The organism is Paracidovorax citrulli (assembly GCF_900100305.1).
Lineage (GTDB): Bacteria > Pseudomonadota > Gammaproteobacteria > Burkholderiales > Burkholderiaceae_C > Paracidovorax > Paracidovorax citrulli.
The window spans coordinates 28,041-40,896 of record NZ_FNEY01000011.1 but is presented as its reverse complement, the minus strand read 5'-3'; the positions used below and the strand labels follow the sequence as shown (position 1 = coordinate 40,896).

Genomic DNA, 12,856 nt, shown 5'->3' with positions numbered 1-12,856 from the left:
GGCCCTACAGCCCGCAGTCCACGCCCCAGGCGTGGATGCGCACCACGTCGCAATCCACCTCCGCCGCGATGCGGTCGGCCACCAGCCAGAGGCCGGCCTGCAGCGACAGCAGCGGGTGGTGCCACACGCCGGGGGCCAGTTGCAGCCCCTGCCGGCCGTCGGTGACGAAGGCGCGCAGGTGTTCCGGGCCCAGCGCTTCGGGCGCGATGCCCGCATCGGCCACCACGGCCAACAGCTGCAGCGCGGCGCCGAAGGGCGCGAAGGACTGGCTGCCCAGCCGGTGCCGCTCCATCAGCGTGAGCCGCGCGGGCAGCGCGGTGGCTGCGGCATCGAACAGGCTGAAGGCCACGGTGCCGGGGCCGGCGGCGAAGGGCCGGGCCAGGTCGTGGTGGCGCATGCAGCGGCCGTCGTTGATGGGGATCTGCCGGGTGCCGTTGCCGCCCGGTGCGATCACCTGGCCGTAGGGCGCGAAGGCTTCGGCGGTGAGGGGCCGCACCGGCAGCACTACTGCCCCGCTCATTGCACCGCGCCGATGAAGCCGGCCAGCTCCGGGGTGCGCGGCTGGGCGAACAACTCCCTGGCGGGCCCGCATTCATGCACGCGGCCCTGGTGCATGAACACCAGCTGGTCGCCCACGTCGCGGGCGAAGCGCATTTCGTGGGTGACCATGATGAGCGTCATGCCCTCGGTGGCCAGTTGCCTGACCACCGCCAGCACCTCGTTGACCAGCTCCGGGTCCAGCGCGGAGGTGATCTCGTCGCACAGCAGCACCTTGGGCTGCATGGCCAGGGCGCGGGCGATGGCCACGCGCTGCTGCTGGCCGCCGCTGAGCTGGTCGGGGTAGGCGTCGTACTTCTCGGCCAGGCCCACCTTGGCGAGCATCTCGCGGGCCAGCTGCCGGGCCTCGGCTTTCTTCGTGCCCTTGACCACCACGGGCGAAAGCGCCACGTTTTCCCCCGCCGTGAGGTGCGGAAACAGGTTGAACTGCTGGAACACCATGCCCACGTTCAGCCGCAGCGCGCGCAGCTGCGCGGGCGTGGCCTGCGATCCCTTGAGCACGGCGTCATCGACGACGATCTGGCCGTCGTTGATCGACTCCAGCCCGTTGATGGAACGCAGCAGCGTGCTCTTGCCCGAGCCGCTGCGGCCGATGATGGCCACGACCTGGCCGCTTTCGACGCGCAGATCGACGCCCTTGAGCACATGGTTGTCGCCGTAGTACTTGTGCACGGCGCAGACGTCAACGAGCGGCATAGAGTTTCTTCTCCAGATGGGATGCACAGGCGGACAGCGGCCAGCACAGCAGGAAGTAGCCGGCGGCGACGAGCCCGTAGATGAGGAAGGGCTGGAAGGTGGCGTTGGCCAGCATGGAGCCGAGCTTGGTGAGATCCTCGAAGCCGATGATCGAGGCCACGGCCGTGCCCTTGACGATCTGCACCGAGAAACCCACGGTGGGCGCGACGGCCAGGCGCACGGCCTGCGGCAGCACCACGTGGCGCATCTGCTGGAAGTAGCCCATGGCGAGGCTGGACGACGCCTCCCACTGCCCGCGCGGGATGGCCTGCACGCAGCCGCGCCAGACTTCGGCCAGGTAGGCGCTGGTGTAGAGCGTGAGGCCGATGGCGGCGGCCGCCCAGGGCGATACGTCGAAGCCCGCCATGGACGCACCGAAGAACACCAGGAACATCTGCATGAGCAGCGGCGTGTTCTGGAACACCTGGATATAGGTGCGGCTCACGCGCTGCAGGCCGGGGTGCCGGCCCACGCGGGCGAACAGCACCACCAGGCCGGCCGCGCCGCCCAGCGCGAAAGCCATGAGCGACAGCAGCAGGGTGGCCCAAAGGCCTTCGGCCAGCTTGAGCAGGATGGGCAGCAGGGGAATGTCGGCGATCATGCGGCGTCTCCGGCCGGCGCGCGGCGCGCCACGATGACGTGCTGCCCGATCCAGGCCAGCGCCTGGCGCAGCAGCAGGGCCAGCGCGAAGTAGAGCGCCGTCACCACGATGTAGGTCTCGAACGCGCGGAAATTGCGCGACTGGATGAAATTGGCGGCGAAGGTCAGGTCCTGCGCCGCGATCTGCGACACCACCGAGGTGCCCAGCATCACGATGACGATCTGGCTGCTGAGCGCGGGCCACACCTTCTGCAGCGCGGGCCGCAGCACCACGTGCCGGAAGCAGGCCCAGCGGCCCATGCCCAGCGCGCTCGCGGCCTCCAGCTGGCCGCGCGGCGTTTCCTGGATGCCGGCCCGCACGATCTCCGTGAGGTAGGCGCCCAGGTTGACCACGGTGGTCAGCAGGCAGGCCTGCCATTCATTGAGCTGCAGGCCCAGCGACGGCAGGCCGAAGAACACGAACATCAGCTGCACCAGGAAGGGCGTGTTGCGGATGGCCTCCACATACAGCTTGAACAGCCAGTTCAGCGGCGCGATGCGCCAGGCGCGGCAGACGCCGCCGGCCACGCCGATCACGCCGCCCAGCACGGCACCGGCCGCCGTCAGCCCCAGCGTGAAGGCGGCGCCCTGCGCCAGCTGGCCGCTGTAGTCGAAGACGGCGCCGAAGTCGAATGCATATGCCATGGAGGAGGTCTCTTCCGGTCAACGTGGCCCTGTGCGGACGGTGCGGTCCCGGCCGCTTACAGCGTGGCGGGCAGCGGCATCTTCATCCAGCGCTGCGACATGTCGTTCAGGCGGCCGTCGGACCTGGCCTTGGTGATGATCGCGTCCACCTTCCGCAGCAGCGCGTCCTCGCCCTTGGCGACACCCACGTAGCAGGGCGTGTCTTCCACGGCGAACTTGGCATCCAGCTGGCGCAGCCTGGTGCGCTCGTTCACGGCGTTGGCGACGATGTTGCCCAGCGTCACCAGCTGCACCTGGCCGGTGAGGTAGCTCTGCGCCGTGGCGTTGTTGTCTTCATAGCGCTTGATGGTGGCAGAGGCCGGGGCCAGCTTGGTGAGCGACAGGTCTTCGGTGGAGCCGCGCGTCACGCCGATGGTCTTGCCTGCCAGGTCGGCAGGGCCCTTGATGGCGGCCTCCTTGGGGCCATAGACGCTCTTGGGGAAGGGCGCGTAGGCCTGGGTGAAATCGATCACCTTGGCGCGCTCGGCGTTCTTGCCCAGGCTGGAGATCACCAGGTCGGCCTTGCCGGTGGTCAGGTAGGGGATGCGGTTGGTGCTGGTGACGGGCACCAGTTCGACCTTCACGCCCAGCTCCTTGGCCACCAGGTTGGCCATGTCGATGTCGTAGCCCTGCAGCTTCAGGTCGGTGCCCAGCGAGCCGAAGGGCGGGAAGTCCTGCGGAATGGCCACGCGGACCACGCCGGCCTTCTGGATGTTGGCCAGCACGTCGGCACGGGCGGACGCCGCGCCGCCCAGGGCTGCGGCCGCGAAGGCCGTGGCGGCCAGCAGGGCGTGGAGGGCGCCGCGGCGGGCGGTCGAGGGGAAAGTGGCGGTGCGGGTCATTGGAAAACTCCTTCAGGGAAAGGGGGAGAGGGGGGAACGAGGCGAAAGGAAGCCGGCGCGCCGGCCGCGGGGGCCTCCGGCGCATCCATGTCGATGCCGCCGCGGCGCGCCGCCGACAGCAGGTGGGCGTGCATGGCCTGGGCGCTGGCCGCGGCATCGCCCGCGCGCAGCGCCTGCACGATCGCGCCGTGCTCGCGCGCGGGCTCGTCGTCGGCACCCGTGCGGGCGAAAGGCAGGCGCAGGCTGTGGGCGATGGCCGGCTCCAGCTGCCGCGCCATGGCGATCAGGCCGGGGTTGCCCGACCATTGCGCCAGCAGCAGGTGGAAATGCAGGTCCGCCTCGGCGGCGCTCAGCAGGTCGTTGCGCCGCAGCGCTTCGGATTGCTGCTGTTGCAGCCACTGCAACTGGTGGTGCGCGCCCGCGTCGGCGCGGCCGGCGGCCAGGGCTGTCCATCCGGGCTCCAGCACCAGCCGCAGCTCGATCAGCTGGCGCGGCGAGAGGGTGCCCATCTCGGGCGTGGCGAAGGCGCGGTGCGTGCGCTCGCCGCTGGCATGCGGGCCCCGCACCATCACGCCCCGGCCGGGCAGGATGTCCACCAGGCCCAGCGTCTCCAGCACCGACAGCGCCTCGCGCAGCGAGGCCCGGCTGATGCCCAGGCGCTGCGCCAGTTCGCGCTGCGCGGGCAGCGGGCTGCCGCTGGCGTAGTGGCCGCTCAGGATCTGCTGCTGCAGCGTCTGCGCGACGGAGGAGGGAATGCGGTGCATGGGCTCGGTGGATCGGTGGCCTGACAGGTCGGACCAGTGCCCAGCCAAAAGCGATTTGCGTGCCAGTATCAAAAAGAGGAGCAACCCACCGAGGGTGGATAAGTTCGCTGGCCGGATCGTGGAAGAAACTTGCCGGAACGCGCGGGCATGGTGCATCTCTGCTCCGGCCTGCCGCGCTGCCTGCATTTGGTGCGCTGCAGCACCGCGCCCGGGATGGAGCGCACCCGGCGCCTGCCCATAATCCGCGTGTGATGACGAAGGCCGATTCCCTCCTTTCCCGCCGCTGCCTGCTGGGGCAGGGCTGCGCGCTGGCCGGCGCCCTGCTGGCCGGTTGCGGAACGCCCGCCCATACCGAGCGCGGCGAGGTGCAGGCCGCCGACATCGAGCCCACCGAACTGGCGCAGTCCGACGTGAACCGCATGGCCACGCTGGGCATGCGCGCCAACCTGGACAGCCTCTACCGGCTGATGGACAAGCTCTACCGCCGCAACCCGGCCGAGTGGCGCAAGGGCCAGGCACCGGACCAGCTGCCGGGCCGCATCCTGGCCGCCCAGCGCGTGCGCGACGCCATCGAGCAGCGCCAGCCCTGGGCGCCGCTGCAGGGGCGCCGCGACATCGCCGCGCTGGCCTACTCGCTCAGCCCCGGGTTCACGGGCGACCGGGTGGCCGCGGTCATCCACGCCACGGCCGACATGATCGTCACCGCCCACGGCGGCAAGACCCGCTTCTTCCTGATCGACGGGCTGGATGCGCAGCACCTCTACAACGCCGCGCGCAACGTGGAAATCGCCGTCTGGCTCATCGCCCAGCGGCAGGGCCCCGACGGCCGGCCGCTGCTGCTGGCCGACGAGATCGGCCCGGACGTGCGCAACGTGAGCTTCGAGCGCGAGTTCGGCAAGATCATCGCGCGGCTCGACCTGCTGGCCGGCGTGGTGGCCGAGAAGTACCGCCGCGCCGCCATCAGCTACGTGCAGAACCTGGTGGGCGGCACCTTCCTGCAGTTCCTGCCCGTGCGCTAGGCGAAGAGGCCTCCCCCGGCGGCGCACCGCCGTCCCCGTTTAAAATCCGCCCGCCCTCCGAGGAGCGTTGCAGCGGCCCGTCCGCCGGCGTCGGTCACGACCGCCGCGGGTGCGCCGTCAGGCTCGGAGCCCGTGCCGAAGAATCGATGCCAACGACGCTCACCTGTCCTTTCCCACCGTCCGCGCAGGTGAGCCCCATGTCCGCCCCCCATTCCCTTCCTCCCATGAAGCTGTCCGGCCTGGAGCCGGTTTCCATCGGCGAGGGCACGCTGTTCGTCAACATCGGCGAGCGCACCAACGTGACGGGCTCCAAGGCCTTCGCGCGCATGATCCTCAACGGCCAGTACGAAGAGGCCCTGGCCGTGGCGCGCCAGCAGGTGGAGAACGGCGCCCAGGTCATCGACATCAACATGGACGAGGCCATGCTCGACAGCAAGGCCGCCATGGTGCGCTTCCTGCAGCTCATCGCCTCCGAGCCCGACATCGCCCGCGTGCCCATCATGGTGGACTCCTCCAAGTGGGAGGTGATCGAGGCCGGCCTGCGCTGCATCCAGGGCAAGGGCATCGTCAACTCCATCAGCATGAAAGAGGGCGTGGAGAAGTTCAAGCACGAGGCGCGCCTCGTCAAGCGCTACGGCGCCGCCGCCGTGGTCATGGCCTTCGACGAGGTGGGGCAGGCCGACACCTACGCGCGCAAGATCGAGATCTGCGAGCGCGCCTACCGCGTGCTGGTCGATGAAGTCGGCTTCCCGCCCGAGGACATCATCTTCGACCCCAACATCTTCGCGGTGGCCACGGGCATCGAGGAGCACAACAACTACGCGGTGGATTTCATCGAGGCCACGCGCTGGATCAAGCAGAACCTGCCGGGCGCCAAGGTGTCGGGCGGCGTCTCCAACGTGTCCTTCAGCTTCCGCGGCAACGACCCGGTGCGCGAGGCCATCCACACCGTGTTCCTCTACCACGCCATCAAGGCCGGCATGGACATGGGCATCGTCAACGCCGGCATGGTGGGCGTCTATGACGACCTGGAGCCCACCTTGCGCGAGCGCGTGGAAGACGTGGTGCTCAACCGCCGCCCCGACGCGGGCGAGCGCCTGGTCGAGATCGCCGAGACCGCCAAGAGCGGCGCCAAGGACGAGAGCAGGAAGCTCGAATGGCGCAACGCCCCGGTGCGCGAGCGGCTCGCCCATGCGCTGGTGCACGGCATCACCGACTTCATCGTGGAGGACACGGAAGAGGCCTACCGGGAGATCCTGGCCGGGGGCGGCCGCCCGCTGCACGTGATCGAAGGCCCGCTCATGGACGGCATGAACATCGTGGGCGACCTGTTCGGCGCCGGCAAGATGTTCCTGCCCCAGGTGGTGAAAAGCGCGCGCGTGATGAAGTCCGCCGTGGCCCACCTGATCCCCTACATCGAGGAAGAAAAGCGCCAGGACGAACTCGCCGGCCGCGACGTGCGCAGCAAGGGAAAGATCGTCATCGCCACCGTGAAGGGCGACGTGCACGACATCGGCAAGAACATCGTCACCGTGGTCCTGCAGTGCAACAACTTCGAGGTGGTGAACATGGGCGTGATGGTCCCGTGCCACGAGATCCTCGCCAGGGCCAAGGTCGAGGGCGCGGACATCGTGGGCCTGTCGGGCCTCATCACGCCCAGCCTCGAAGAGATGCAGTACGTGGCCGGCGAGATGCAGAAGGACGACCACTTCCGCGTCCGGAAGATCCCGCTCCTGATCGGCGGCGCCACCTGCTCGCGCGTGCACACCGCCGTCAAGATCGCGCCGCACTACGAAGGCCCCGTGGTGTATGTGCCCGACGCCTCGCGCAGCGTGAGCGTGGCGCAGAGCCTGCTGGGCGACGGCGCGCAGAGCTACGTCGATGAGCTGAACGCCGACTACGACAAGGTGCGCCAGCAGCACGCCAACAGGAAGCAGACGCCGATGTGGCCGCTGGCCAAGGCACGCGCCAACCGCACGCCCGTCAACTTCAGCACCTACCAGCCGCAGCCGCCCCGCCTGCTGGGCCGCCGCGTGTTCAAGAACTTCGACCTGGGCGAGCTGGCCAGATACATCGACTGGGGCCCCTTCTTCCAGACCTGGGACCTGGCCGGCCCGTACCCCGCCATCCTCGACGACGAGGTGGTGGGCGAGCAGGCCCGCCGCGTCTTCGCCGACGGCCAGGCCATGCTCAGGAAGATCATCGAAGGCCGCTGGCTCAGCGCGAGCGGCGTGCTGGCGCTCTACCCCGCCAACAGCGTGGGCGACGACATCGAGTTCTACACCGACGCATCGCGCACCGAAGTCGCCATGACCTGGTACGGCCTGCGCCAGCAGACCGAAAAGCAGGTGATCGACGGCGTGATGCGCCCCAGCCGGTGCCTGGCCGACTTCGTCGCGCCCAAGGAGAGCGGCATCGCCGACTACGCCGGCCTTTTCGCCGTGACGGCCGGCCTGGGCGTGGAGAAGAAGGAACAGGCCTTCATCGACGCGCTGGACGACTACTCCGCCATCATGCTCAAGGGCCTGGCCGACCGCCTCGCCGAAGCCTTCGCCGAATGCCTGCACCAGCGCGTGCGCACCGACCTCTGGGGCTATGCGGCCGGCGAGCAGCTGACCAACGAAGAGATGATCGCCGAGAAGTACCAGGGCATCCGCCCAGCGCCCGGCTACCCCGCCTGCCCGGACCACAGCGCCAAGACCGACCTCTTCCGCGTGCTGCAGTGCGAGGAGATCGGCATGGGCCTGACGGAAAGCCTGGCCATGACCCCCGCCGCCAGCGTGAGCGGCTTCTACATCGGCCACCCCGAGAGCACGTACTTCAACGTCGGCAAGATCGGGGAGGACCAGCTGCACGACATGGCCGAGCGGCGCGGGATGGACGAGAAGGTGCTGGAGCGGCTGCTGGCGCCGAATCTCTGATTTGCGTCCTGCCCCGGAAAAGACGAAGGCCCCGCATGCGGGGCCTTCCATTTGGTGCATCTTTCAGCTTGTTAGCGTCCAGAGCGCATATCCCAGTGATCTGAGTGTTTGCGAATCTACCCGAATCCGCTACAAACGGCAAATAGCAGAGCAGAGGGGGAACGCATGCAGAAAGAAAAACCGCTGGCCTATCGGCTGGCATTGGACCTGGGCTCCACGTCGCTGGGCTGGGCCGTGCTTCGTCTGAGCGCGCCGGGTGAGCCTTCGGCCATCATCAAGGCCGGCGTACGCATCTTCAGCGATGGCCGTAACCCAAAGGACGGTTCGTCCCTGGCAGTCACCCGCCGCGCGGCACGTGCGATGCGAAGGCGGCGCGACCGGCTCCTCAAGCGCAAGGCCCGCATGCTGGCCGCGCTGGAGCGGCATGGTTTCTTTCCGCAGGACGAGGCAGCCCGCAAGGCGCTGGAAAAGCTCAATCCCTACGAGTTGCGCGCCCGAGGGCTGGAGTCCACTCTCAAGCCGGAAGAATTCGGCCGCGCGCTGTTCCACCTGAACCAGAGACGGGGTTTCCAGAGCAACCGCAAGACCGACCGCAAGGACAACGACAGCGGTGCGCTCAAGCAGGCCATCGGCACGTTGCGGGCACAGATGCAGGAATCCGGCTGCCGCACGGTGGGTGAGTGGTTCTGGAAAGCGCGCATGGAGCAAAAGCCCGAAGGCGTGAAAGGCCAGGGCGTACGTGCCCGCTATCGCGAAAACCGCTACACCAACGATGAAGGCAAGCCGCGCATCGACAAGCGCTACGACCTGTACGTGGATCGTGCCATGGTGGCGCAGGAGTTCGATGCGCTGTGGGCCGCGCAGGCGGCCTTCAACCCCGTGCTGTTCAACGAGACCGCCCGCTTCGAACTGCGCGACACCCTGCTGCACCAGCGCAAGCTGCGTCCCGTCCAGCCCGGCCGCTGCACGCTGGTACCCGACGAGCCCCGCGCCCTGCTGGCGCTACCCAGCACGCAGCGCTTCCGCATCTACCAGGAGGTCAACAATCTGCGCCTGCTGGAGGGTGAACTGCGCGAAGAGCCGCTAACCCTGACGCAGCGCGACCAGATCGTGGCGCTGCTGGAGAAGCAGGCGAAAGTGACCTTCACCGCGATGCGCAAGGCGCTGGGCTTTTCGGCTCTCTTCAACCTGGAAGACGCCAAGCGCGATGGCCTCAAAGGCAATGCCACGGCGGCAGCGCTGGGCAAGAAGCACTTGTTCGGCCCGCGTTGGACGGACTTCGATGCGGCCCTGCAGGACGAGATCGTCACGCAGCTGATGACCGAGGAAAGCGAGCCGCGCCTGATCGCCTGGCTGCAGGAACACACGGGCGTGGACGAGGCGCGGGCGCAGGCCATCGCCAATGCCGGCCTGCCGGAAGGCTACGGCAGTCTGGGACGCACGGCACTGGCCCGCATCGTGCCGGAGCTGCGGCGCGACGTCATCACCTACGACAAGGCCGTGCAGGCGGCCGGCTTCGCGCACCATAGCGACTTGGGTTTCAGCTTCGGCCACGGTGATGACGAGGTGGAATGCATCGGCGAACGCACCATTGCCTCTACCGGAGAGATCAAGCCGGTCCCCATCTTCAGGCAATTGCCGTACTACGGGCGGGCGCTGCAGCGCCATGTGGCCTTCGGCAGCGGCAAACCCGAGGACGCAGAAGAAAAGCGCTACGGCAAGATCGCCAACCCCACCGTTCACATCGGCCTGAACCAGATGCGCACGGTGGTCAACGCACTGATCCGTCGCTATGGCCGGCCGGCCGAAGTGGTGATCGAGCTGGCGCGCGATCTCAAGCAGAGCCGCGAGCAGAAGCTGGAAGCGCAGCAGCGGCAGGCGGACAACCAGCGCCGCAACGCGCGCATCCGCCGCTCCATCGCCGAGGTGCTGGGCATCAGCGAGGAACGGGTGCGCGCTCTGGACATCCAGAAATGGATCCTGTGGGAAGAGCTGAGCCGCGACGCGGCCGACCGCCGCTGTCCCTACAGCGGCGTGCAGATCAGCGCGAACATGCTGCTGGGCGATCGCGTCGAGATAGAGCACATCCTGCCGTTCTCGGTGACCCTGGACGACAGTCTGAACAACCGCACGGTGGCCCTGCGCGAAGCCAATCGCATCAAACGCAACCGCACGCCGTGGGATGCCCGCGCAGACTTCGAGGCGCACGGATGGATCTATGACGGCATCCTGCAGCGTGCCGAGCGGATGCCGCTGCGCAAGCGCTACCGCTTCGCGCCCGACGGCTATGAACGCTGGCTGGGCGAGGACAAGGACTTCCTGGCCCGTGCGCTCAACGACACGCGCTATCTGTCGCGCGTGGCGGCGGAATACCTGCGGCTGGTGTGCCCCGGCAGCGCCACGCGGGTGATCCCAGGCCAGATGACGGCGCTACTGCGCGGCAAGTTCGGCCTGAACGACGTGCTGGGCCTGGACGGCGAGAAGAACCGCAACGACCACCGCCACCATGCGGTGGATGCCTGCGTGATCGGCGTGACCGACCAGCGCATGATGCAGCGCTTCGCCCAGGCCAACGCGCAGGCGCGTGAAGATGGTTTGACACGCCTCGTCGAAGACATGCCGCTGCCCTGGCCCACCTACCGCGCCCACGTGGAGCGCGCCGTGCGCCACATCTGGGTCAGCCACAAGCCCGACCACGGCTTCGAAGGCGCCATGATGGAGGAGACCAGCTACGGCATCCTGCGCGACGGCAGCATCAAGCAGCGCCGCAAGGTCGACGGCAGTGCGGGGCGCGAGATCAGCAACCTGATCCGCATTGCCGAGCCCCGCCAACCCATGCGTCATGGCGTCGATGCCGAAGGCCGGCCGCTGCCCTACAAGGGCTATGTGGGCGGCAGCAACTACTGTATCGAGATCACCGTCAACGACGAGGGCAAGTGGGAAGGGCGGGTGATCTCCACCTTCGATGCGTATCGCATCGTGCGGGAAGGCGGCCTACAGCAGTTGCGGCATCCAACCCAAGGCCAGAATGGGCGGGCATTGGCCATGCGGCTGGTGATTGGCGATAGCGTGCGGCTGGAGACAGGTGATGGGAACCTGCAAACTTTGCGCATCGCGAAGATGTCTGCGGCGGGACAGGTCTTCATGTCAGAGGTAAATCAAGCTAACGTGGATGCCCGCAACAGAAGCGGCGATTTGCCCTATGTCTCCAAGATGGCTGGTTCTTTCCAAAAAGCCAGGGCCCGCCAAGTCACCATCTCTCCCATCGGCGAACTCCGCGATCCGGGTTTCAAGGGCTGACGCACCATGGTCGGCCGCATCGTCGAAATCGCGGACGACAGGCGGCACCTTTTTGTGCATCGCGGCTTTCTCGTCGTGCGCGACACCGAGGGAGAGCGCAAGGAACTCGGCCAGATCCCCCTGGACGACATCGCCGCCGTCATCGCCAATGCCCACGGCCTGAGCTACACCAACAACCTGTTGGTGGCACTGGCCGAACGCGGGGCGCCCTTCGTGCTCTGCGGAGCCAACCACAACGCGGTCGGCATGCTGCTGCCCGTCGACGGCCACCATGTGCAGGCCAAGCGCATCGAAGCGCAACTGGCCGCCGGACTGCCGCTGCTCAAGCGCCTCTGGGCCACCGTAGTCAAGGCCAAGCTGGAACAGCAGGCCGCTGCGCTGGAAGCCGCAGGCGCCGCCACGGCCCCGCTGCTGGCCCTGGTGGGCAAGGTGCGCAGCGGTGACCCCGAGAACATCGAAGGGCAGGGGGCCAAGCGCTACTGGAACCTGCTGTTCGGTGCGGATTTCCGGCGCGACCAGGATGGCGACGGCCTGAATGCGCTGCTCAACTACGGCTACACCGTGCTGCGCTCCGCCACCGCCCGCGCCGTGGTGGCGGCCGGCCTACACCCCAGCCTGGGCCTGCACCACAGCAACGATGCCAATCCCATGCGGCTGGTGGACGATCTGATGGAGCCCTTCCGGCCGGTGGTGGACCTCAAGGTCTGGCAACTGCATCGGGTGGGCGAAGCCCACGTCACGCCCGAGACCAAGCGCGCCCTGGTGCGTGTGCTGTACGACGACATGCAGACCCTGCAGGGCGTGACGCCCGTCATGGTGTGCATGCAGCGCATGGCGACTTCGTTGGCCCAGGTGTATCTGGGGGAAAGGCTCCGGCTGGACCTGCCTCTGCCCGGGCTGCCGCTGTCGCTGGCAGGGAACTTCGATCCCGATTGATGCCGACCGACAGGATTGCAAACCATGCTGACGGGGTACCGACTGATGTGGATGGTGGTGATGTTCGATCTGCCCGTGATCACCAAGGCCGAACGCAAGGCGGCCACGGGGTTTCGCAATGCCTTGCTGGACGCGGGCTTCCAGATGAGCCAGTTCAGCGTTTACCTGCGCTTTTGCACCAGCCAGGCCCAGGTGGACACGCTCTGCAGGCAGGTGGAACAGGCCTTGCCGCCCGGCGGCAAAGTGCATATCTTCCAGTTCACCGACAAGCAGTACGAACGCGCCATTTCCTTCCATGGCCGCAGCCGGCAACCAGCGCAAAAAGCACCCGACCAGTTCGATCTTTTCTAGCCAGACGCCATGTTTTCCTGGACCGCAAAAGCGAAAAACCCCTTGACGAATCAAGGGGTTATCGCGATCAGAGTCTAGATCACTGGGATATGCGCACTGGCCGGAAC

At 67.7% G+C, this 12,856-nt stretch carries 11 protein-coding genes and 1 riboswitch; of the genes, 5 read left to right on the top strand and 6 right to left on the bottom strand.

What is annotated here, in order from left to right; all coding sequences use genetic code 11:
* Positions 1-4: 4 nt before the first annotated feature.
* Genes BLR99_RS09505 through BLR99_RS09480 form a run of 6 tightly spaced genes read right to left on the bottom strand, consistent with a single transcriptional unit; the run spans position 5 to position 4,222 of the window.
* Complete coding sequence (locus tag BLR99_RS09505; protein WP_074687106.1) at positions 5-520, bottom strand: ureidoglycolate lyase; 516 nt, start codon at positions 518-520, stop codon at positions 5-7.
* On the bottom strand, positions 517-1,254 hold the full coding sequence (locus BLR99_RS09500; protein WP_011793397.1) for an amino acid ABC transporter ATP-binding protein: 738 nt from the start codon (positions 1,252-1,254) through the stop codon (positions 517-519). The genes BLR99_RS09505 and BLR99_RS09500 overlap by 4 nt, the downstream gene beginning before the upstream one ends.
* Positions 1,241-1,894 (bottom strand): amino acid ABC transporter permease, encoded by a 654-nt coding sequence (locus BLR99_RS09495; protein ID WP_011793398.1) that lies wholly within the window; start codon positions 1,892-1,894, stop codon positions 1,241-1,243. Before BLR99_RS09495 ends, BLR99_RS09500 begins: the two co-directional genes overlap by 14 nt.
* Positions 1,891-2,577: an amino acid ABC transporter permease gene (locus tag BLR99_RS09490; RefSeq protein ID WP_074687104.1), complete on the bottom strand. Its 687-nt coding sequence runs from the start codon at positions 2,575-2,577 to the stop codon at positions 1,891-1,893. The genes BLR99_RS09495 and BLR99_RS09490 overlap by 4 nt, the downstream gene beginning before the upstream one ends.
* Before the next feature lie 56 nt (positions 2,578-2,633).
* Positions 2,634-3,458 carry a transporter substrate-binding domain-containing protein gene (locus tag BLR99_RS09485; protein WP_074687102.1) on the bottom strand — a complete coding sequence of 275 codons (825 nt, stop codon included), beginning with the start codon at positions 3,456-3,458 and terminating at the stop codon, positions 2,634-2,636.
* Complete coding sequence (locus tag BLR99_RS09480) at positions 3,455-4,222, bottom strand: FadR/GntR family transcriptional regulator (protein WP_046059885.1); 768 nt, start codon at positions 4,220-4,222, stop codon at positions 3,455-3,457. The genes BLR99_RS09485 and BLR99_RS09480 overlap by 4 nt, the downstream gene beginning before the upstream one ends.
* 251 nt (positions 4,223-4,473) lie before the next feature.
* Here BLR99_RS09480 and BLR99_RS09475 point away from each other — a divergent pair, with 251 nt between their 5' ends.
* From BLR99_RS09475 to cas2, 5 genes are all read left to right on the top strand, one after another.
* Positions 4,474-5,241, top strand: a complete 768-nt coding sequence (locus tag BLR99_RS09475; protein ID WP_074687100.1) for a hypothetical protein — start codon at positions 4,474-4,476, stop codon at positions 5,239-5,241.
* 53 nt (positions 5,242-5,294) lie between these two features.
* A riboswitch (S-adenosyl-L-homocysteine riboswitch) is annotated at positions 5,295-5,409 on the top strand.
* A 29-nt stretch (positions 5,410-5,438) separates the two neighbouring features.
* Positions 5,439-8,162: a methionine synthase gene (gene metH, locus BLR99_RS09470; RefSeq protein WP_074687098.1), complete on the top strand. Its 2,724-nt coding sequence runs from the start codon at positions 5,439-5,441 to the stop codon at positions 8,160-8,162.
* Between the two features lie 165 nt (positions 8,163-8,327).
* Positions 8,328-11,462 (top strand): type II CRISPR RNA-guided endonuclease Cas9, encoded by a 3,135-nt coding sequence (gene cas9 / locus BLR99_RS09465; protein ID WP_074687096.1) that lies wholly within the window; start codon positions 8,328-8,330, stop codon positions 11,460-11,462.
* 6 nt (positions 11,463-11,468) lie between these two features.
* Entirely contained in the window at positions 11,469-12,398 is a 930-nt protein-coding gene (cas1, locus tag BLR99_RS09460; RefSeq protein ID WP_074687094.1) for a type II CRISPR-associated endonuclease Cas1, read from the top strand.
* A 24-nt stretch (positions 12,399-12,422) separates the two neighbouring features.
* Positions 12,423-12,749, top strand: coding sequence for a CRISPR-associated endonuclease Cas2 (cas2, locus tag BLR99_RS09455; RefSeq protein ID WP_170838039.1), 327 nt, complete (start codon positions 12,423-12,425; stop codon positions 12,747-12,749).
* Positions 12,750-12,856: the final 107 nt, after the last annotated feature.